This window comes from Arthrobacter sp. ISL-28 (assembly GCF_018613875.1).
In the GTDB taxonomy this organism is placed as follows: domain Bacteria; phylum Actinomycetota; class Actinomycetes; order Actinomycetales; family Micrococcaceae; genus Arthrobacter.
In genome coordinates this window covers 23,481-43,680 of record NZ_JAGGPJ010000013.1, presented here as the reverse complement: position 1 = coordinate 43,680, position 20,200 = coordinate 23,481, and the positions used below count along the sequence as shown (strand labels likewise).

Sequence of the window (20,200 nt, the reverse complement as noted above, 5' to 3'; positions counted from 1 at the left end):
AGATCACGTCCTCCCGGCTGCGACAGGTGATGCCCCAAAGACCGAAGCCGAGACATGGATACCCATATCCTCGAAGCGGTCGATGAAGCGAGGGCGTATGCCCGTGGGTATGGGCTTGCCCAGGAATCGCCCGTGCGAATCCACTCCGGCCGAGTAGTCAAAAATAAAGGCATCCTGGAGCGTGACAATGTCCCCTTCCATGCCCTGCACTTCGGTCACGTGCGTAATCCGCCGAGTACCGTCCCGTAATCGCGAAATTTGGATAATGAGATGGACTGCAGAGGCGATCTGTTCGCGGATGGCCCGGAGGGGCAGGTCCATTCCGGCCATGAGGACCAGCGTTTCCAGACGGGCGACGGCGTCACGGGGTGAGTTGGAGTGGACCGTGGAAAGGGAGCCATCGTGCCCGGTGTTCATCGCCTGCAGCATGTCCAGCGATTCCCCGCCCCGGACCTCACCGACAACAATCCGATCCGGCCGCATGCGGAGCGAGTTCCTCAGGAGATCGCGGATGGTCACCTCGCCTTTGCCCTCGGTATTGGGAGGGCGGCTTTCCAGCCTCACCACATGCTCCTGCTGAATCTGCAGTTCCACGGCATCTTCGATAGTGACGATCCGGTCAGTTTCCGGGAGGAAGGATGAAAGGACATTGAGCAGCGTGGTTTTACCCGTGCCGGTGCCGCCCGAAACGATGATGTTCAGTTTGGCCTTCACACAGGCATTGAGCAGCTCGGCCATTTCCGGAGTTAGAGTCCCGAAGTCGATGAGGTTCTGGACCGTCAACGGCACCTTGCTGAATTTTCGGATGGTCAAAGAGGATCCACCGACGGCAAGCGGAGGAATGACTGCGTTGACGCGTGAACCGTCTTCCAAACGGGCGTCGACCAAGGGAGATGACTCATCGATGCGCCGGCCCACCTTGGACACAATCCGCTCGATAACCTTGCGGAGATGGTCCTCTGAGCTGAACCTGGAGTCGGTCAGCGTCAGTTTGCCTTTGCGCTCCACGTAGATCTGGTCCATGCGGTTCACCATGATTTCGGTTACAGCAGGGTCATCAAGGAGCCGCTGCAACGGTCCATAGCCCAGGACATCGTCGGCTACGTCGCGGACAAGTCGCGTGCGCTCTTCAGCGGATAGCGGTACTTGCTCCGCGTCGATAATGCGGGTCAGCTCTTCCCGGGCTGTGGTACGTAGTTCCTGTTCAGTGACGCCAGAGTCGTTGAAGCGGGTCCCCAGGCGTTCGAAGAGTGCGGTCGCGGCGCGCTGCTTCAGCGCAGCGAAGGCATCAACCGGCTGCTGGGATTTGGGTTTTGCCTCAGACTGGACGCCTGATACGGGGCGCTTAGCCGTGACCGGTGTTGCAGGAACAGCTGCGCCTGCGACTGCCGTCGGGCGTTCGGCGGATGCAACTGGAGGCGCCGCAGGGGATTGCTCAACGGCCGGAGCAGCCGCGGGCGCGGATTTTTGCTGCACGGCCTGGATGCGTTCTGAAAGCTTCATTACGAGACCACCACCCTTCGATGCACTTTCCGCTGCCCTTTTGCCCGCCAGGCCGGATCGAAGCGCTCGACAAGCTGCTTCAATCCTTTTACGGCCGGATCCCTCCTGGGCTCCTGGAGAACGGGAATGCCACGGTTCGTCGAGAAAGCCACGGCCTTGGAGCGCGGGATGCTGACGTCGACCGGAGCTGCCAATGTGGACTCAACATCCTGTACCGTGAGCCCGCTTTTGGAATCTGCCATGTTGAGCACCACATGCCGGCTGCCCGGAAGGAGTTCCAGTTGGCGGAGGACGTCGAGGCCCGACCGCAGGCCACGGACGCTGGGGATGTCCATGGCGCTCACCCACACCGCGTCGGTGCACTTGTCCAGGGCTGCGAGAGCGATCTCCTGCAGTCCAGGTGCTGTATCCACGACGACGTACTGAAATTCGTTGGCGAGTTGCTCGAGCAAGCGTGTGACCTGCTCGGGGGTGACGTGGTCGGCCTCCACGGGACTTTTGGGCGCGCACAGGGCGTAGATGCTTGAGGGATGAACTGTGAGGAATGCCTTCAGCACGAGGGTGTCCTGGCTGGCAGCAGAGGTCACGGCATCAGTGACGGTATGTTCCGGATCCAGGTACAGCCCTGATGCGACGTCCCCGAACTGCAGGTCAAGGTCAACGATGACGACGCCCATGGGAGCGATCTTCCCCAGTCCAACGGCGAGATTAGTGGCAATAGTCGTCTTGCCGACGCCACCTTTGGGGGAGAAGACACCAATCACAAGGCCGTTGTTGTTGCTGTCGGCCAGCTGCGGATTGTGGGTCCGGTGCCTGCTCGCAAAAGACTGGCAGGCGCGTTCCAACATCACCCGGATTTGAGCAGCATCAGCCGAGGGGCTGAGGAGGTCCCGGATCCCCGCGCGCATCGCCTGCAGCATGAAGGCCGGGTCAGGGTCGCTGACGAGAATCACGGACAGCTCCGGCAACTGCACATCGAGCACAGTCGCCAACCGCAGGGCATCGTCAAGGGGCACTTCAGGGCCCAGGATCAGGACCTCGGGCTGCTCGGATCCCAGCTGCGCAAACAGCTCCTGCGGACCGGCGGGCAAGGTGCTGGAGAAAAACGTCTGTACAGTACCCGGCAGGCCTTCGACTGCCTGCCGCAGCCGGCCGTCAAAGGTACTGCTTGGCGTTATCAGAACGAAGCGGCTCACTTGTAAACCTCACTCCGCTGAATAATACGAGGCCCGCTGTCCTTGGCATTGAGGGGCTGCTTGCTGAGCCACATCTTCCCGTATTCGGCAGCGAACACAATCTTTGCGGCATCTGAGTCGCTGACAGCGACCGTCAGCATCAGTGACCCCTCGGGGAGCGTGGTGTCCCTGGGATCGGCGTTGCTTGCAGGGGCGCTCGCTGATGCGGTGGGAGCGGGAGCGGCAGTAGGAGCGGGCTGGGGTGCACGCTGGACGGCCGTGACCAGCGCCTTGCGGACCGTCAACTTGGTGGTTTCCTTGACGGCTTTGTCCTCCACGCCGCCCTCATCCAAGGACACGAAAATGCCGACGTACTCGCCGGGAGCCAAGCGGCCACCGACAACGCGGTCCGGCTCAAGCTGGAAGGAGACCTCCTGAAGACCTGCAGGGATCTTCACGGCGCCCTGGACTTTAAGTTCCGCCGGCGCGATGAGGCGCTCCTTAACCAACTGCTCACCCGGCACAAGGTCCACTGCCGCGACCTTGCCCTTTGAGTCATCGAGTGACTCGATGGCCGACTCTGCGACGGCGGCCCCCGGCAACTGCTCAGTGGCCACCGATGCGGTCATGGATTCGACGGGTGTGCCGGCAGGAATAGCCTTCGTCACCACCAGCACAGGGACAGGGTCGAGGTTCTTCACGGCCCGCTGGTCCGCGCCCTGGGCATAGGAAAACACCAGCATGGCTCCGACAATGGCGAGGACTACGGCTGCCGCACCTGCCAATAAGCGAGACTTCACGAACTGCTCCTGAGAGATAGTGGTTCACTGAACGGCATCGAAACTAGCTCTTAAGTTCGACGACGGTCACGCCGTCTGGGTCTACGGCTCCCAGCTCATAGCCGTCCGCCAAGGAAACGTACTTCACAAACGTTCCGATGATGCCGCGGCAGGGTTCCCTGCATTCAAGGGCGGAAGGCACGTCAGGCGATCTGTTGCGGAATGTGTAAGGAAGTCCGGGATTGCCCAGCTTCCAGCCGGCAATCTTAAAAGCGGCAAAGGTCGTCAGGCGATAAACAGCTCCGGTGCCGGTTCCGGTAACAGCATTGAAAATGGGCAGTAGTAAAATGACCGCTTTGCCGCTGTTCATGTCTGCAGCCCAGGAGTTCAATGTCCCTTCACAGTTGGGTGTGGGGTTGTTGCCAGTATCTCCGCCGGCCGTGTTGCTGACCGTGTCAACGGTCGCGCCGCAGGCATTTGTATCCTGCTTGAGCCCTCCGAAGCCTCCTTGGACGAACGCGCCGGATGGTCCGTAATAGCAGTCGGGGTTTGCGTTGTTTCCATGCAACTGAAGCCGCTGCATGACACCGGACTGGTCCCGCACCTGGCAAATGGAAACGGTAACGGGGAACGGTGCCGTGCCCTTGACGGGACTGCCCCACTTTACGGAGGTCTTGGCGTTTACTGCTGCACTCGGAAAACCGAGGACATTGGCGAAGAAGAGCGAAACGGAGTTCGGCGCACTGCCGGTTTCCCTCGCGCCGACGGTGACACTGACTGTGCGGGCGCCCGTGTTCAAGGTGATCGATTTGATGTTGCTCATGCGGTCTAACGCATTTTCATTGGCGAGGTCGCTGGCAAGTGGTGACGTAGCGGAACACCCCGGATCAGCCAAGTTGGTGGCGCACCGTTGAGCCACAGACAGCGCTGCTGCATCGGCGCCGTTCTGTAGCTGAGCTCGTTCCGAGTAGAGCACCCCCACGTCTACAGCCAAGGCCGCGAAGCCAAGCAACACGACCATGAGGATAGCCACCATGACGCTGATGCCGCCACGTTCGTTGCCGATGAAGGGGCCTAGCCGCCGCATAGCATGGTCCCCTTCCCTTTCATGGAGAAAGGGCCGGCGATGCCGGTCATGGTGGTCAGCGCGTAGCTGATGGTTACCGTCACTTGGCGTCCTGGAGCACATGACGTAGGAGCCGGCGTCGTTGGTGGGTTCGTCTGGAAGGCAATGACTATGTCCGAAGTTTTAAGCTTGGGACTAAGGGTGTCGGCGCTATTCGTGGTCGCTGCGAGGGCGGTCGTTGCATTATTGTCGACGGCCATGACTCTTACGCCTTCACGGGCGGCATTTGTCAGCGTCAATTGCGCATTGTAGGCACGGCCAAACTCCATGATCCCGAGCAGGATCATGATCAGGACGGGGGCCAAAAGCGCAAACTCAACTGCTACAGCGCCATGTTCTGTTGCCTTGGCCATGCTTCCCCCAAATATAGGCGGCTTGCTAACTGCAAAGTGGTGGCGGCTTATGACCGCCACCACTTTGTCAACGACCGGAGTTAGCCACGCAAACTAAGCCACGCAGGCAGTTCCGTTCCAGTTCGGCGTTGCCGGCGTGCCGATCTGGCAGTTGACGCCCTGGAACAAATCACTGAGGGTGCCGCCGAGGAGGGTGACTGCGACGATGATGACGACGGCGATGAGGGCCACCATGATGCCGTATTCAACGGCGGTTGCGCCCTTTTCATTGCGGTGAAGGCGGGTGGAGAGGTTGGTGTAAAGTGAAAGCATTTTGTACTCCTGAGCGAGTGAAGGGAAGCTGGTCCGTCACCAGCTCTGAAATAAAATTAGCAAGCCAAATCGCGGCGGAATATGGATCTTGCAGCTTCCTGTGCTAAGCCTTTCCAAGCTGCGCATTTCCTGCGTTAAACCTGCGCTTAGGCTGCATCTCGGCCGAATTTGCTGGAGGGCGGCGGGCACAAAAGGACCCCCTCGGTTGCTGGGGTCCGAGGGGGTCCGGTCTTTTTGGAGCGCCGGGTGGCGCGGGATTGCTGGGGCAGACTGCGGAAAGGGAAGCTGCTATGGGATACCGAGGGCCGTCTTTATCCCCGTGACGAGACCCATATAGACGCCGTTAAGTGCTGTACCGAATGCGCCCACTCCGGCGACTATCACAAGGGCGATAAAACCCGCGAGAAGGCTGTATTCGGTTGCCGTTGCACCCTCTTCCTGCGCGCGAAAACGGTGAAGAGAATTCCATGCGTGAGGCGAAAACTGTGGCAGATGTTTCATTGCCCCTCCTAGGAGAATGCCGCAACGATGTTCATGACTGCAGGACCGAGCAGGATGATGAACAGTGATGGGAAAATGAAGAAAATGAGTGGGAAAAGAATCTTCACCGGGATCTTCATCGCATGTTCCTCCGCACGCTGGCGACGCTTCATGCGCATTTCCTTCGCTTGGATTTTGAGCACCTTTGCAATGGCTATGCCATAAGCATCTGCCTGGACGACGGAGCGTATGAAGCTGCGGAGGTCCGGTACGTCAGCCCGTTCAGACATTGACAGATAGGCCTCCTTGCGCGAGCGCCCTACCTGCAAGTCCTGGAGCGTGCGAATGAACTCGTCAGCCAGGGGGCCAGAACCGCTCTGGGCGGCGCGGGCCATTGCGGCCTCGAAGCCTAGTCCGGCCTGAACCGAAATAAGCATTTGATCCAGGGTGTTCGGCAATTCTTGTTGGATCGATTTCCTCCGCTTCTCGGCGTTAGTCCGTAGCAGCAAGTCCGGCGCGAAATAGCCAAAGGCAATGGCTGCAATCATGATCGCGACGCGCACAGGGGACGGTGAGGCGAGCAAATTGAGGAGCCCAAGGATTCCTCCGCCAAGTCCGAGCAAAGGCTTGACGGCCAGAAGCCGCTCAAGAGGCCACTCCTTGGGACGGCCGACGCCGGCCAGTTGCTTGTCCAGCCAAGCCTCGTAGCTGCCGGGTGTGATCCGGCGGGCGAATCCGCTGAACTGTGCTGTGAAGTTCTCGTTACTAGTTTCCCGTGCCCGTTGCCCCAGGTTGGCCTGGATGTTGCGGATAGCCACACGATCCGTTCCGAACGCCAACCACACCAAAAACGAGATGGGAAGAACAATGGCGAGCATTGCGCCAAGTGCTATGGGTGACATGTCGCCCTCCTAATACTTCGGCTTGATAAGACGGCTGACCCAGAATCCGCCAGCTGTCAGCATCACACCGGCCGCGCCCAGCATAAGAAATCCTGGAACCGTGGTCGTAAATGTCTTGGCGTACTGGGCATTGATCATGATCAGAGCGAAGAAGAGCACAACAGGAAGTCCCATAAGGACGACCGCCGACATTTTCCCCTCGGCACTAAGTGCCTTCACTTGCCTGTGAATCTGATTGCGGTCGCGGATGGTTTCGCCGACGTGATCCAGCACCTCGGCTAGATCCCCGCCGACTTCCCGATGTATTTCTATGGCTTGAGAAATCCAGGAGAAGTCCTCGCTGCCGGTTCGCCGGGCGACATCCGTCATGGATTCCCTAAGGTCCCGCCCGATCCTTGTCTCATTGATGATCCGGCTGAGTTCCTCGGACATCGGTGCATCAGACTCCTGCGCTGAGGCATCGATGGCCCGCAAGAGGCTGTGCCCGGCGCGCATGCTTCCGGTCAGCATCTGGAGAGTGTCAGGAAGTTGTTCTCCGAATTTGCTTCTCCGTTTGGAGGTCAGCAGGGATAAATACCCAAGCATCCCCGCCGAGACCGCCGCGACGAGAAGTATCGCAATGAGAAATCCGCCAAGTAGGAATCCGACTACCGAGCCGACAAACGCCCCAGCGCCCATCATCAGCAGGAAGTTGGCAGGCTGGGTTTTCAGGCCTGCCCCTTCCAGCTTTTCGCGGTCCACCAGGAAGCCACTTCGCGCCTTGAGGCGCTTGTTGATGGCACCGACTGCGGAATCCGTGAGCCTCGTTAATCCCGACGGCGCCACAGCAACATTCGGCCGCCGCCGGGAAACGGGTATGACGTTCTTGGATTTGAAGACAACGGCAAACAAGAGAATGACGGCCGTGAAGACTAACAGGATTCCAGCTACGAAGAGGCTGGCCGGGACTTCTGGAGCCTCCATCACCGGCCCCTGCCTGCCTGGACGCCGAACGCTGCGGGAGAAATCGGGATCCCAAGTTCTGCGAATCTGTCGGTGAAGCGCGGCCTGACGCCCGTCGGAATCGGCTTGCCGAGGAAGCGTCCGTTGGCGTCGATGCCGGCTGAGTAGTCGAAGACAAATGCATCCTGCAGGGTCACAATATCGCCCTCCATCCCTTGCACTTCCGTGACATGCGTGACCCGGCGGGACCCATCCCGGAGCCTCGAAATGTGAACGATCAAGTTCACGGCAGATGCGATCTGTTCACGGATGGCACGAAGGGGAAGGTCCATGCCGGCCATCAACACCAAGGTTTCCAGACGAGCCACGGCGTCTCGGGGTGAGTTTGCGTGGACCGTTGAAATCGAACCGTCGTGGCCCGTGTTCATTGCCTGGAGCATGTCCAGAGACTCACCACCGCGGACTTCACCAACAACGATCCGATCAGGGCGCATGCGCAGGGAATTGCGGACCAGGTCGCGTATTGAGACCTCGCCCTTACCCTCGATGTTGGCAGGGCGGCTTTCCAACCGGACAACGTGATCCTGTTGAAGCTGCAGTTCTACGGCGTCTTCGATCGTCACGATGCGGTCAGTGGTAGGGATGAAGGATGACAACACATTCAACATCGTGGTCTTACCGGTGCCGGTGCCACCGGAGACGATGATGTTCAACTTGGCCAAAACACATGCTTTGAGCAGTTCCGCCATCTCGGGCGATAGACTCCCGAATCCAATTAGTTTCTCGACGGTGAGCGCTTCCCGTGCGAATTTTCGGATAGTTAGCGAGGCCCCGTTGACAGCGAGCGGCGGGATTATGGCATTGACACGGGAACCATCCGACAAGCGGGCGTCGACCAATGGCGAGGATTCATCGATTCGCCGTCCAATGCGGGTGACGATGCGTTCAATGACTTTGCGCAGCGCGTCTTCGCTAGCGAACTTGGTATCGGTCATGGACAACTTGCCGTGGCGCTCAACGTAGATTTGGTCTGCACGATTGACCATGATTTCCGTGACGCTCGGATCGTCGAGATACCGTTGCAATGGTCCGTGGCCCAAGACGTCGTCGATGATCTCCCGGGTCAGCCGCTGCCGCTCACCGGTCGAAAGTGGAACTTGTTCTTCATCGACTACAGCCTTCAGTTCGTCTTTCACAAACTGATGGAGCTCGGATTCGTCCATTGACGAGTCGGTGATCCGAGACCCCAAGCGCTCATAGAGTGCCTGGCTGGCGCGCTCTTTGAGGGCCGAGAGTGCCTCGCTCGCATTTCCTGCGCTGACCTGGAGGCTGACCGGCGCTGACGCCTGCTCGGCTGCCTGCGCTTGCTGGATAGAGCTCAGGGTCGAGGGAGGGGCCGGTGGCACCATCGGTGTACTGACTTCGAATACCTCGGCGTCGTCTGCGCGCAACTTCGCAAATCGGTTGGAAAGATTCACGACACTACCACCCTTCGATGCAGCTTCTTATGAGGACGTGCTTCCCAGTTGGGTTTGAACCGCTCGACGAGCTGACGAAGACCCTTTGCGACTCCGTCCCGGCTTCCGTCCTGCAGCAGGGGGACGCCCTTGTTAGTGGAGAACGGAACTGTTCGTGATCTGGCGAGAACGATGTCCACGGGGGCACCGATTGTCGCCTCTATGTCCTGTACTGTGAGTCCGGTCTTACGGTCGGCCATGTTCAGCACCACGTGCCGGTTGTCAGGGAGCAGGTCGAGCTCTGAGAGGATTTGGAAACCCGTGCGCATACCGCGAATGCTGGGTATGTCCATGCCGCATACCCAAACTGCGTCCGTTGCCTGCTCAAGAGTCGCCAGGACATGTTCGCCGAGACCCGGCGCTGTGTCCACAACCACGTATTGGAACTCCGAACGCAGCTGGCGCAGCAGGTGGCTGATGTGTTCGCCGGTGATCCTGTCCATGTCGATAGGGTTTCGTGGCGCACAGAGCGCGTAAATGCTTCCTGGATGAACGGACAAGTAGGTTTTCAAGACCATTGCGTCCTGGCTCGCTGCACCCACGACCGCGTCCGTAATGGTGAATTCGGGCTCGAGCATAAGACCGCTGGCAACGTCGCCGAACTGAAGGTCGAGGTCAACGATGACAACGCTCATGGGCGCGATTTGACCTAGTCCGATCGCCAGGTTACTGGCAATCGTGGTCTTGCCCACGCCTCCTTTGGGGGACATAACGGCGACGATTCGGCCGCCTTCGGCATTCGGACCTTCCGATGCCGTCGGTGCCAAGCCCCGTCGTCGGCCTGCTGCCGAGAGGCTGGCCCTCTCCACCATGGCCCGCACGGTATCAGAGTCGGCTGACGGAGAGATGATGTCTCGGATGCCCGAGCGCATTGCATTTAGAGCCGTCTCGCCGTCGTCTTCGGCGGTCAGAATAATGCTGATTTCTGGATACTGTAGGTCCAACACTGCTGCGAACTTCAATGCCTCATCGAGGGGAAGGCCCGGCCCTAGGATAAGGACCTCGGGTGGTTCGCCTGTTTGTTGCCTCAGGATGTCCTCAGGAGCTTCTGGCAGGTAGGCCGCCTGGTAGCACTGCAAGGAGCCGCGGAGCGGGGCGATGGATGCGCGGACCCGCCGTTCGTAGTCAGCAGAGGGAGAGATCAAGATGAAGCGGCTCATCGGAATACCCTTGTCTGATTGACGACTCCGTTAGTGCCCTCAGTGGCGTTGGCCGGCTCCTTCGAGAGGTAGATTTTCCCAAACTCGGCGGCATACACCAACTTTTCAGCGTCAACGGCATTCCTCGCGAAGGTGATCAAGTAGGAATCACTGGATGTCTGCTTTTTGTCGCTTTCTCCATTCAGCGCGCCCTGTGAGCTTGCTTGTGTTGCCTCGGCCTGTGTTTGAGCCGGAGCGCCGGAGCTGAATTGAACGGCTGTGACGAGCACTTTGTGAAACGTCAGCTGCGTCCCGCTTCCGCTGGCCGCGGAAGCACCCTCTTGAGTCGTGGCGGCGCCGTTCCCCAGCGAGATAAACACGCCAACCGTGTCGCCCGCCTGGACATGGCCGCCGACGACGCGGTCTATGCCGAGCCGTACCGTAATCTCCTGCAGACCAGCTGGGACCTTGACACGGGAGGGCCCCAGGAATGCGCCGGCGTCAACGAGGCGACTATTCAGCAGTTGCTCTCCCGGGACAAGTGCCACCGCAGTTACCTTTGACCCCAGAGTACCAAGGTCATCAACCCTGTCTACGGCCACAGCCGTGCGCGGAACGGCTTTGGTGACCACGTACTGACTAAGCTGGCTCGCGGGCGTACCGGCTGGCACTTCTTGCTTTACCACGAGTACGTCTTCTGTTTCGGTGTTGGCGAGAGCGCGCCGATCAGCGCCCTGTACGTAATTGAATAGAAGGACGGTGCCAATGATTGCTACAACCAATGCGGCGATGCCTCCCAGTAGGCGTGCTTTCATTTTTTCCCCTTAGATGGAACTACTTGATGAGTCGGATTTCGGATGTGCCCAGGTTCGCGCCGCCGGGAACTGTGCTTCCGGAGCCAATGGCGCTGTACTCGATGAACTGACCGATGACGCAGCGGTCGTTGCCGCCGGTGCAGGCAAGGGCACTCGTCATCCCGGGATCGGTGCCGGAATTGCGGAATTCGTATTGGTGGTTATTGCCGAATTTCCAGCCCCAGATCTTGAATGTGGCGTAACCAATGATGTGAAAGGAGCCGCCTTGGCCAGTGCCCGTTGATGTATCGAAGACTGGAAATTGGACTTTGACTTCGCCACCTGCCAGCAACGTTGCCTTCCAGGCGTCAAGGATGTCCGAACATCCGCTGGGAGGATTGTTTCCGGGATTTGAGCCCATATCGTTTGTGCCGACATGTGTAATGGCGTTGCAGGGCGAACTCTGGTCCAGCCAGCCCCACCCACCGGGAATCTGAGTTCCGGATGGACCTGTGCAGGTCCCGCCTGGCTTGTAAGAGATTTTCTGGACCTCGGCCGTCTGGCTTGCTGAGGTTAGGTTGTAACAGTTGTCGGAAAGAGCCAGCGGGAACCCCGATCCGCTTCCAGGCAGGCCGACCCCGGCCGTCGCCTGAGCGCCCACCGTCACGGGGCCGGCATTTATGGCATTTGCAAACAAGTTCGTCAGAAAGCTGGATGAGCCATTCTTTGTGGACGTGGTTACCGTCACCTGGCCGGCTACAGAAAGGTCGACGGCCGCGGTGCTAGCGGAATCGTTTGCATTGGAGTTGGCCAGGTTGTCCGCCAAAGCTGAATTGCAGGTGCCCTGTTCGCAACTTAGGGCCACAGCGAGGGCTCCAGCATCGGCACCGTTCTGAAGTTGAGCGCGCTCGGCATAGATCTGCCCAACGTCCACAGCAAGCGCGCCAGCACCGATAAGGACCAGCATCATCACGGCGACCATGACACCCGCTGCTCCGCTTTCTCCAGAGCCGGTGGATTTAGTCCGATTGATCAGCCGCCGCATTGCATGGCTCCTTTGCCCTTGAGAATTAGAGAGGACCCGAAGAATCCAGTCAGAGGTGTGCCGGTGTAGGTCACGGTCACGACGGCATTTGGAGCCGGTGTTGCCGTGGGACATGTTGCGGCGGAGTAGTCGAAGGTTAGAAGACTGCTATTGATGGAAGGCGCCCCTGCCTTGCCGGCGGCAGTGGCCTTCGCCGAGTCTTTTGTGATAGCCATCGTCCGGGCTGCTTCGCGGGACGCCTGAGTCACAGAAACCTGGACGTTGTATGCGTTCGAGAACTCGACAACCGCGATAATCAGGGCGATGAGTATCGGAGCAACGAGCGCGAATTCGACGGCTACTGCACCTCGTTCGCCGTGATCGGAAGTTCTGTGGCTGCGTTTCAAAGGGTCCCCCTGGACAGTTGTCGCTTGAAATAGGTGCGGTGTGCCGCGCCCGCCTAGACGGACGCGGCACACCGTGGAAACGCGGAACTTACCAGCCGCCGACCGTGCCGGCCAGGCTGCTGAAGAAGGTGTTCAGGTTTGTTCCAAAGAGTCCTACGCCAGCGACAATGATGAGTGCGATGAGTCCGACGAGAAGCGAGTATTCCGTCGCCGTCGCGCCTTTTTCAGCTGCGAAACGATCCTTGATGCCGGCGATGAAAGCAGTCATTGAGACCATGAGAGATGTCATTTTATTTTCCTTAATTCGGTGAAATTGATGTGGATTATTTCAACGAATTCCAGCGGCCCCCATACTTCTTTAGCTGCTGGACTTTCGCTAGCTAAAGAATTGCACTGCACAAGATCGGCAACAATACGTAGCCCTACCCGTCTTTTTGCGGGTAGCACTTATGCAGCCCCCAGAAAAGGTACTCACACAGAAAGTTCCAAGGTTCGAAAACTACTTGGATTGGTAAGCCTGGCTGGCTTCTATTTCCTGAAATCAGGCGGCAGGGGGCATGCGCCGCTCGTCAGGACGTGAACAGAACCATCCCGAGCGTTGCCGCCAGCATGGCTGGTCCGAAGGCCACCTCGGCGGACTTTTCGGCGCGTCTAAAGGAAATCAAAACGACGGAGAAAATGCCGCCCAGCACGAAGCCCAGAGCTCCGCCGTAGAACAGCTGGCTCCAACCCAAATAGCCCAGGTACAGGCCCACCGGCGCTGCGAGCTTGACGTCTCCCATTCCGATGCCACGGGGCGAAATAATGGCCAAAATCAGGTACACGACAAACAAAATAGCGGCGCCGGCAGCTGCGCGCAGCAGCTCTGTCCAGCCCGCGGTTACCGCGCTGCTGACGGCGAAGAGCGCGAGACCCGCAGCGAGCAGGGACAAAACGAGGGGGTTCGGCAGCAGGTGGTGGGCAAGGTCAATTCTTGCGAGCTGCACAGCGAGAACCGCCAGCGCCAGGAACGCCGGCAGGGACCAGTCCATCCCAAACCTGAATGCAAAGGCGGCGCAGAGCGCTCCGGTGACGGCCGCCGTCGTAAGCCTTGCCCTGAGGGAAGGCAGCCCGCCAAGGCGGGGGAGCGAGCGGGCGATCAGCAGTTCACTAAGCGTGCCAAGGAGTATGCCGAGCAGGCCGACGGCGAGGACGAAAAGCGGTCCGGTGCCGGTGGCAATATCTACTGACGACACGCATACTCCCAGGGCTGGAACGGGCCGGCGCAGACCAAGGCGCGCGTGCACCCCGAGACCGGATACCCCATTTTGACCCTGACGCCCCGTTCACGCTATTCTTGGTAGTCGTTGTGCGTGTCCTTTCTCGATGATGCGTGCCCGCTGAGAATCCAGTTGCAGGATAACTACTCCTCGGGCATATTCGAGACTTCTGGACCACTGGATTCATAGAGCCCTCACCTCTGTTCCGGTAGCGCATAGATAGTAGGTGCACCCTTACGTGACACCTAAACAAGAACGCCAGAACAAGAACGAGGCAAACACCGTGCGTACGTACACCCCGAAGCCCGGCGATATCAATCGCCAGTGGCACGTCATTGACGCCACAGACGTTGTCCTTGGTCGTCTTGCCAGCCAGACCGCAATCCTGCTGCGCGGCAAGCACAAGGCCACTTTTGCGCCCCACATGGACATGGGCGACTTCGTCATCATCATCAACGCTGAGAAGGTTGCCCTCACCGGCGCCAAGCTCGAGCAGAAGCGCGCCTACCGCCACTCCGGCTACCCGGGCGGCCTGACCTCCGTCAACTACGCGGAGCTGCTGGAATCCAACCCGGTCCGCGCCGTGGAGAAGGCCATCAAGGGCATGCTCCCCAAGAACTCCCTCGCTGCTCAGCAGCTGGGCAAACTGAAGGTTTACCGCGGTGCAGAGCACCCGCACGCCGCTCAGCAGCCCAAGACTTTCGAAATTTCCCAGGTCGCCCAGTAGTCCTGGCCACCAAACAACTTATCTATACAAGGAGAACCGTGGCTCAGAACGAAGAGACCACCGAAGCCGTTGAGGCAGAGGAAACCCTGACCAGCTACACCTCGGAAAGCGGCCCTGCTGAAGCTGCCGCTCCGAAGAAGGAGCGCCCGGCACTGACCGTTGCCGGCGCAGCTGTTGGCCGCCGCAAGGAAGCCGTTGCACGCGTTCGCGTTGTGCCGGGCACCGGCAAGTGGACCATCAACGGCCGCGAGCTGGCGAACTACTTCCCGAACAAGCTGCACCAGCAGGACGTCAACGAGCCCTTCAAGATCCTCGATCTTGACGGCGCCTACGACGTCATCGCCCGCATCCACGGCGGCGGCCCCTCCGGCCAGGCCGGTGCACTGCGTCTCGGCATCGCCCGTTCACTTAACGAGATCGACGTCGAGAACAACCGCGCTACCCTCAAGAAAGCCGGCTACCTCACCCGTGACGCCCGCGTCATCGAGCGTAAGAAGGCCGGTCTCAAGAAGGCCCGCAAGGCGCAGCAGTACTCCAAGCGCTAATCCCGCTTCCGAAGCTCTGCCGCTTCACAGAAGCCCGTCCTGCCACTTCGGCGGGGCGGGCTTCTGCCGTTAACGGCCTGCTGTCCTACTCGGCCCTCAACCGGAACACGGTCGTAGTGCCAATCTTTTCCAGACGGAAGTTGCTCTGGACCCACGTCGAGATCGCTGTGACATTCGATTCGCTTGTCTGGACTTCCAGGAACGTTTCCTGCTGGATCAGATAGCAGATCTTTCCTTCAGCTACTTTGGCTTTGAAATCGTCGAGGCCCGGAGATGGATCGCTACCTGCAAAGCCACCCATTGCCATGACGGGGCGGCCGGACTCCAACTGCAGACGGGCAGCCGTTTGGCTTGCATATGTCGCAGCCGCCCAGGTACAGCCGCGTGTTCCCGCCAACACGTCCACTACTTCGGCTTCGGGTATCCGCCCAAAAGCGACGTCGTGTGCCCAGGGTGGATCATTCTTTCGCAGGGACTCCAGCAGATGACTGATGCCGGCCGGGTTCTTCGACAATACTCCGGAGAGGGGATTAGAGCCGTTGAAGCCAACGGTGACGTTGTGAATTGACGTGAGGACTGGTCCAAAGAGGAGCGAGGCGCAGAGGACTACGGCAGCAGCCGCCTCTACTTTGTGGCTTGGCGGTCGGACCAGGAGCGCAGAAATTGAAGCAATTCCCACGCCGAGAACCGCAGTCGACAGCCAGTTAGGCCATCCCATTGTTCCCCCTAGGATCAGCCACGAGGTGAGTATGGCTGTCAGGGCGATAGCAGCGGCCATGAGCCGCGATCTTATCGAGTTCCACGTGGCCATTAGTGCGCCGAGTGCGATGCCCAGAACCAATGCGAGCGGCGGCGCCAAGGCTATGGTGTAATAGGTGTGAATCTGGTCGCCCATAAAACACAACAACAGAAACGCCGTCAGCAGCCAGAGCCCCGAGGCCAAGGACAGCGCGCGTGCTGCGGGGGTTTTCAGATGCTTGTTCCAGAGGACCGCCAGCATAACCAAGGCCATGAGGGTTGCGAAGAGTAGCCAGGTTGCTTCCTGGTTGTAGTTATAGTTCAGGAGCCTGAAGAACCCAGTATCGCTGTCAACAGGGCGGAACTGATCCGGAATTTGCCTCGCGCTCGGCGCCGCTTCGGTACCGACGATTCTCTCAATGCCGTTGTAGCCGAGTGTAAGTTGCAGAACGCTATTCGTCTGTGAGCCACCGATATAGGGGCGCTGGTCCTGCGGAATCAGGTCCGTGATTATCGTCCAAAACCCCCCAGTGATAACTAGGGCTGTAAGCCCCGCTAAAGAGGTTTTGAGTCGCGCAGACCAGCGCTGCGGGCTGAAAATTAGGTATGCGATTCCCAAGGCCGGGACGCTGAGCAGTCCCTGCATTTGCTTAGTCATAAATGCCAGCCCGAGTAGGGCGGCCGCCACGATAAAAAACCGACCGCGCCCGCTTTCGATGCTTCGCAATACGTAATAAACCGCTGCCACCATTAGGAGGAGCATTAAGGGGTCGGGATTATTGTAGCGGGACATTAATGTGACTATTGGTGTCGTAAAGAAAACGAAGGCACCGAAAAGAGCGGCGGGCCCGCTGAAGTGTCGACGAATAATCACGTAGATCAGGAATGTGGTAATTACGCCCATGATCGCCTGTGGAAGCAGCATGGCCACGGGGCTGAAGCCGAACAGTCGCACGAACAGACCCATCACCCACAAACTGAGAGGGGGTTTGTCTACGGTGATGGAGTTGCCCCAATCCGACGACCCGAAGAAGAAGGCCTTCGCATCCATGCTGCCCGCTTGCACCGCAGCGCTGTAAAAGTAGTTAGCCCATCCGTTTACGCCCAGGTTGCTGAGATACAGCACCGCATTGGACAGCAACAGCGCTAGTAGCGCTGGCCGTTCCCAGACGGGGCGATCCGCTGGCCCCCTGAATACCCTCTGAATCGCCAAGATTGCACGCTGCGCCGTCGGGGACTTTGTGCGTCTGGCAGTTGCGGTCGCCGAGGGGGCGGTCTCAGCGCCGGAGATCGTAGATTCTGACGTTGTCAATGATCTGCTCCTCAAACTTGTCGTCTACCCAGCGCGAAATTTCCAGCGTCTCTGCACTCAGCTCGTTCCTATCCAAGAGATCCTGCTGCCAAATGAAGTATCCGATTCGTCCATCAGCTACTAGGCCCTTGAACTGGGCCAGTGTTGGAGCAGGGTCCGTTCCCAGCCAGCCTCCCAGTGGAATGACAGGCATCCCTGATTCGAGTTGGTAAAGTGCTGCGTTCTGCGCCGAGTATGTGGCCGCACCCCACACTTGGTCACCCCTGGTTTCCCGCAGCAAGTCCACTACCGCCGCTGTCGGCATGGAGCCATAGGCAATCTGCAGGGCCCAGGCTGGCTTTGCTCCCCTTGCGGCCAACAGCAGCCGCGACATGGCCATGGGATCGTTCGCAATTGGACCGGACTGTGGATTCGTGCCGTTCTGTGGGATCGAAAGGGTATAAATGTTCGCCCCAATTGGTCCGAGCATGAAGGCGACTGCCACGGCGCAGGCAGTGATGCGCGTCCATCTCACGGATGGGGCCAGCAGCCAGCCCGCGGTGGCCAAAACCCCGGTGGCCACCACCAAGGCGCGAAACCACACAGGCCATTCGTCACTATAATTGAGCACGCGAACAGTCATGTAGGTGGCGGCACCAACGATAACCCCTCCTATGAGGCGGAGAACCAATCTGTCTCTTGTTCGCCAGAGGGCGGACAAACCGATTGGCACCACCAAAGCCATAGGGGCAGCGAGAGAGAACGTGTAGTAAGTGTGGATCATCGAACCCATGAAGCAAAGCAGTAAGAACGCAGTTGCGAACCACGTCACCGAGAGAAAAGCAACAATCTTCTGGAGTCCGCTGAAGCCTAAGGTCCGATTCAAGACAATCAACGCGATGGATATGGCAATCGCCGGAAACAGGAGCCAAGCGATCTCCGGGGCAAAGTTACCGTCGAAGATGCGAGAGAAGCCTCCGTTGTATGGCGCAAGATCGTCTTTAGAGGCCGACCGACTGCCGTTGATCTTCATGGGAATCTGGATAAATCGAGCCAGGCCGTTGTAGTCCAGCGTCAGTTCAATTGCACTGTTAGCGCTGGAACCACCGATGTATGGCCTATTTGAAGAAGGCGTCAGTTCAACAGCAACAAGCCAAGCGGCTGAAGTTCCCAACAGCGATATCGCCGCAATTAGAAGATGCCGAATGCGAGTTGGTAAATTCCCGGAACTGAAACCGAGGACCGTGACGCACAAGGCAGGGATCACCACAAACGCTTGAATCTGTTTGGCCATGAAACCAAGGCCAAGGAGAAGTCCGGCGACTGCAAACAGCCGCAGCCAGCCCTTCTCCACCGCCCGTATAGTCATGGCCACGGCTGCGACCATCAGCAAGCCCATGAGAGGTTCCGGGTTGTTGTACCGGGACATCAAGAAAACTACGGGCGTTGTGGAGTAAATTGCGCCGCCGAACAACGCGGGGGCAGCGCCAAATCCGCGCTTTAGGATTCGATAGATGAGGTATGTGGTGGCGACGCCCATGAGGGCTTGCGGAACGAGGATAGCCCAGCTGCTAAGACCAAACAACCGCACGGAGAGCGCCATCACCCACGTGCTCAACGGAGTCTTATCTACGGTAATCAGGTTGCCCCATTCAAGTGAACCGAAAAAGAAGGATTTCCAGTCCTGGGACCCGGCCTGCGCCGCTGCCGAGTAGTAGGGGTTCGCCCATCCGTTGCGGTCCAGCCCCCAGAGGAACGACACAGCAGTCGCGACGAGGAGGGCAACCAGCCCGATCCTCCCCCACGGCATCGCCCGGCGAGCCGCACGCCTCCCCTGTGGAGCCGCAGTCCGGCCCGCCTCGGTGACGCTCAACGGACGGACTGTCCGACGGGCCGCAGCGCGAGGACCGCGGACCGTTCGTCCTTCTGGCGGACCCGGAAGACCCAGATCCGGAGAAGCACGAACCGCATCAAGGTTGCGACGACGTTGGCCGCCGTCAGGGTGAGCAGCTCCATGCTCGCTGTGGCATCCAGGTTGACTGAATGAAGCACGAGAAGCGACGAAGAAGTGATGCCCCAAGCCAACATGAAAACGAGCAGACCTTGGACTTGCTGGGTAAACAGCTTTTCCGGTCCGCTGATCCCAAAAGTAAACCGGCGGTTGGCGGCGGTGTTACCCACAGCAGTCAGGAGCAGGGACAGGAAATTGGCTTCCTGTGCCCCGAACGGACCCTGGAGAACCATATAGAGCAGCGCAAATGCCAGCGTTGAAACAGCGCCCACCAGGCCAAAGCGAATCACTTGGCCAAAAAAGCTTGGCCGGCTTGGGGGTACGATAGGGCGCCGGCCCAACTCCGCGTAGATGGCCTGGACCGGAATGGACCCCTTGACCAGGGAACCGCCCACACGGACCATGCCCCGGAGGTCGTCGAGGGCGGTCTTCCGGATGTCGACGCTGCTGTCCGGGTCATCCACCCAATCCACCGGGATCTCGTGGATACGCAGCCCGGACCGCTCGGCAATAATCAGCAGTTCGGTATCAAAGAACCAGCCGTTGTCTTCCACATGCGGAAGTAATCGCTGTGCAACGTCTGCACGAATTGCCTTGAAGCCGCATTGGGCGTCGGAAAAACCCACCTGCATTGTCCGGCGAAGCAGGAAATTGTAGGACCTGGAAATGAATTCGCGTTTCGGCCCGCGGCTTACGCGTGAATTTTGTCCGAGCCTCGTTCCGATGGAAATATCCGAGTGCCCTGAAAGGAGAGGTGCTACCAGCGGCGGAAGCGCGGCCAGATCAGTAGAGAGATCGACATCAAGGTAAGCGAGGACTTTCGCCTCCGAAGCTCCCCAGGCATCCCGGAGAGCGTACCCCCGTCCTTTTACATTCAGACGACGGTACTCAACGTTGGGCAAATGCTCGCTGAGGCGAGCTGCAATCACCGGTGTCTTGTCAGTGCTTGCATTATCCGCGATGGTTATTTTCCACGTGGAAGGCATTTCGTGCGTCAGATATTCGGTGAGCCTTGTGATGCTGCTTTCGAGTACCGCTTCTTCATTGAAAACCGGTACTACGATTTCGAGCGCCAAGCCCCCAGTGCTAGGTGTCATGCATCGAATAGTATGGGCGCCGGAGGGACGGGGGCGAGGCTTTTTAGCAAAGACAGGTACAGACCAAAAAACCAAGTAG

General features: G+C 59.0%; 21 protein-coding genes. 2 read left to right on the top strand and 19 right to left on the bottom strand.

Features of this window, described 5'->3' with window-relative positions; all coding sequences use genetic code 11:
- Positions 1–3 precede the first annotated feature (3 nt).
- The 16 genes from J7E80_RS09985 to J7E80_RS09910 form a co-directional block, all read right to left on the bottom strand.
- Complete coding sequence (locus J7E80_RS09985) at positions 4–1,503, bottom strand: ATPase, T2SS/T4P/T4SS family (RefSeq protein ID WP_215051313.1); 1,500 nt, start codon at positions 1,501–1,503, stop codon at positions 4–6.
- The gene (locus J7E80_RS09980; RefSeq protein ID WP_215051312.1) at positions 1,503–2,699 is read right to left on the bottom strand and encodes an AAA family ATPase; all 1,197 of its coding nucleotides are present in this window, start codon (positions 2,697–2,699) and stop codon (positions 1,503–1,505) included. Before J7E80_RS09980 ends, J7E80_RS09985 begins: the two co-directional genes overlap by 1 nt.
- Positions 2,696–3,478 (bottom strand): Flp pilus assembly protein CpaB, encoded by a 783-nt coding sequence (cpaB, locus tag J7E80_RS09975; protein WP_215051311.1) that lies wholly within the window; start codon positions 3,476–3,478, stop codon positions 2,696–2,698. Before cpaB ends, J7E80_RS09980 begins: the two co-directional genes overlap by 4 nt.
- 43 nt (positions 3,479–3,521) lie before the next feature.
- Positions 3,522–4,544 (bottom strand): TadE/TadG family type IV pilus assembly protein, encoded by a 1,023-nt coding sequence (locus tag J7E80_RS09970; protein ID WP_215051310.1) that lies wholly within the window; start codon positions 4,542–4,544, stop codon positions 3,522–3,524.
- A complete protein-coding gene (locus tag J7E80_RS09965; RefSeq protein ID WP_215051309.1) occupies positions 4,532–4,936 on the bottom strand; it encodes a TadE family protein in 405 nt (134 codons plus the stop codon). Before J7E80_RS09965 ends, J7E80_RS09970 begins: the two co-directional genes overlap by 13 nt.
- A 93-nt stretch (positions 4,937–5,029) precedes the next feature.
- Positions 5,030–5,248, bottom strand: coding sequence for a Flp family type IVb pilin (locus tag J7E80_RS09960; RefSeq protein WP_215051308.1), 219 nt, complete (start codon positions 5,246–5,248; stop codon positions 5,030–5,032).
- A gap of 288 nt (positions 5,249–5,536) precedes the next feature.
- Positions 5,537–5,749, bottom strand: a complete 213-nt coding sequence (locus J7E80_RS09955) for a Flp family type IVb pilin (protein ID WP_215051307.1) — start codon at positions 5,747–5,749, stop codon at positions 5,537–5,539.
- 8 nt (positions 5,750–5,757) lie between these two features.
- The gene (locus J7E80_RS09950; protein WP_215051306.1) at positions 5,758–6,630 is read right to left on the bottom strand and encodes a type II secretion system F family protein; all 873 of its coding nucleotides are present in this window, start codon (positions 6,628–6,630) and stop codon (positions 5,758–5,760) included.
- A 9-nt stretch (positions 6,631–6,639) separates the two neighbouring features.
- A complete protein-coding gene (locus tag J7E80_RS09945; RefSeq protein WP_215051305.1) occupies positions 6,640–7,593 on the bottom strand; it encodes a type II secretion system F family protein in 954 nt (317 codons plus the stop codon).
- A complete protein-coding gene (locus tag J7E80_RS09940) occupies positions 7,593–9,050 on the bottom strand; it encodes a CpaF family protein (RefSeq protein WP_311380796.1) in 1,458 nt (485 codons plus the stop codon). The genes J7E80_RS09945 and J7E80_RS09940 overlap by 1 nt, the downstream gene beginning before the upstream one ends.
- On the bottom strand, positions 9,047–10,249 hold the full coding sequence (locus tag J7E80_RS09935; protein WP_215051304.1) for an AAA family ATPase: 1,203 nt from the start codon (positions 10,247–10,249) through the stop codon (positions 9,047–9,049). Before J7E80_RS09935 ends, J7E80_RS09940 begins: the two co-directional genes overlap by 4 nt.
- Entirely contained in the window at positions 10,246–11,043 is a 798-nt protein-coding gene (locus J7E80_RS09930; RefSeq protein WP_215051303.1) for a Flp pilus assembly protein CpaB, read from the bottom strand. Before J7E80_RS09930 ends, J7E80_RS09935 begins: the two co-directional genes overlap by 4 nt.
- A 19-nt stretch (positions 11,044–11,062) precedes the next feature.
- On the bottom strand, positions 11,063–12,067 hold the full coding sequence (locus tag J7E80_RS09925) for a TadE/TadG family type IV pilus assembly protein (protein ID WP_215051302.1): 1,005 nt from the start codon (positions 12,065–12,067) through the stop codon (positions 11,063–11,065).
- Entirely contained in the window at positions 12,055–12,453 is a 399-nt protein-coding gene (locus J7E80_RS09920) for a TadE/TadG family type IV pilus assembly protein (protein WP_215051301.1), read from the bottom strand. The genes J7E80_RS09925 and J7E80_RS09920 overlap by 13 nt, the downstream gene beginning before the upstream one ends.
- 88 nt (positions 12,454–12,541) lie before the next feature.
- Positions 12,542–12,742 (bottom strand): Flp family type IVb pilin, encoded by a 201-nt coding sequence (locus tag J7E80_RS09915; RefSeq protein WP_215051300.1) that lies wholly within the window; start codon positions 12,740–12,742, stop codon positions 12,542–12,544.
- A gap of 280 nt (positions 12,743–13,022) precedes the next feature.
- Positions 13,023–13,688 carry an A24 family peptidase gene (locus tag J7E80_RS09910; RefSeq protein ID WP_215051299.1) on the bottom strand — a complete coding sequence of 222 codons (666 nt, stop codon included), beginning with the start codon at positions 13,686–13,688 and terminating at the stop codon, positions 13,023–13,025.
- A 307-nt stretch (positions 13,689–13,995) separates the two neighbouring features.
- Here J7E80_RS09910 and rplM point away from each other — a divergent pair, with 307 nt between their 5' ends.
- Positions 13,996–14,439, top strand: a complete 444-nt coding sequence (gene rplM, locus J7E80_RS09905) for a 50S ribosomal protein L13 (RefSeq protein ID WP_011692756.1) — start codon at positions 13,996–13,998, stop codon at positions 14,437–14,439.
- 38 nt (positions 14,440–14,477) lie between these two features.
- Positions 14,478–14,984 (top strand): 30S ribosomal protein S9, encoded by a 507-nt coding sequence (gene rpsI / locus J7E80_RS09900; protein ID WP_215051298.1) that lies wholly within the window; start codon positions 14,478–14,480, stop codon positions 14,982–14,984.
- An 85-nt stretch (positions 14,985–15,069) separates the two neighbouring features.
- Here rpsI and J7E80_RS09895 read toward each other — a convergent pair whose 3' ends face one another.
- From J7E80_RS09895 to J7E80_RS09885, 3 genes are all read right to left on the bottom strand, one after another.
- Complete coding sequence (locus J7E80_RS09895; RefSeq protein ID WP_215051297.1) at positions 15,070–16,935, bottom strand: glycosyltransferase family 39 protein; 1,866 nt, start codon at positions 16,933–16,935, stop codon at positions 15,070–15,072.
- A 64-nt stretch (positions 16,936–16,999) separates the two neighbouring features.
- Positions 17,000–18,886, bottom strand: coding sequence for a glycosyltransferase family 39 protein (locus J7E80_RS09890; protein ID WP_251036701.1), 1,887 nt, complete (start codon positions 18,884–18,886; stop codon positions 17,000–17,002).
- Entirely contained in the window at positions 18,883–20,196 is a 1,314-nt protein-coding gene (locus tag J7E80_RS09885) for a glycosyltransferase (RefSeq protein WP_396020751.1), read from the bottom strand. The genes J7E80_RS09890 and J7E80_RS09885 overlap by 4 nt, the downstream gene beginning before the upstream one ends.
- Between the last annotated feature and the right edge of the window lie 4 nt (positions 20,197–20,200).

What these genes read in the sequence shown, in the direction of transcription:
- J7E80_RS09985 (WP_215051313.1), bottom strand. Translation starts at nt 1,503, where the DNA reads ATGAAGCTTTCAGAACGCATCCAGGCCGTGCAGCAAAAATCCGCGCCC.
- J7E80_RS09970 (WP_215051310.1), bottom strand. Translation starts at nt 4,544, where the DNA reads ATGCGGCGGCTAGGCCCCTTCATCGGCAACGAACGTGGCGGCATCAGC.
- J7E80_RS09965 (WP_215051309.1), bottom strand. Translation starts at nt 4,936, where the DNA reads ATGGCCAAGGCAACAGAACATGGCGCTGTAGCAGTTGAGTTTGCGCTT.
- J7E80_RS09960 (WP_215051308.1), bottom strand. Translation starts at nt 5,248, where the DNA reads ATGCTTTCACTTTACACCAACCTCTCCACCCGCCTTCACCGCAATGAA.
- J7E80_RS09955 (WP_215051307.1), bottom strand. Translation starts at nt 5,749, where the DNA reads ATGAAACATCTGCCACAGTTTTCGCCTCACGCATGGAATTCTCTTCAC.
- J7E80_RS09950 (WP_215051306.1), bottom strand. Translation starts at nt 6,630, where the DNA reads ATGTCACCCATAGCACTTGGCGCAATGCTCGCCATTGTTCTTCCCATC.
- J7E80_RS09945 (WP_215051305.1), bottom strand. Translation starts at nt 7,593, where the DNA reads ATGGAGGCTCCAGAAGTCCCGGCCAGCCTCTTCGTAGCTGGAATCCTG.
- J7E80_RS09935 (WP_215051304.1), bottom strand. Translation starts at nt 10,249, where the DNA reads ATGAGCCGCTTCATCTTGATCTCTCCCTCTGCTGACTACGAACGGCGG.
- J7E80_RS09930 (WP_215051303.1), bottom strand. Translation starts at nt 11,043, where the DNA reads ATGAAAGCACGCCTACTGGGAGGCATCGCCGCATTGGTTGTAGCAATC.
- J7E80_RS09925 (WP_215051302.1), bottom strand. Translation starts at nt 12,067, where the DNA reads ATGCGGCGGCTGATCAATCGGACTAAATCCACCGGCTCTGGAGAAAGC.
- J7E80_RS09915 (WP_215051300.1), bottom strand. Translation starts at nt 12,742, where the DNA reads ATGACATCTCTCATGGTCTCAATGACTGCTTTCATCGCCGGCATCAAG.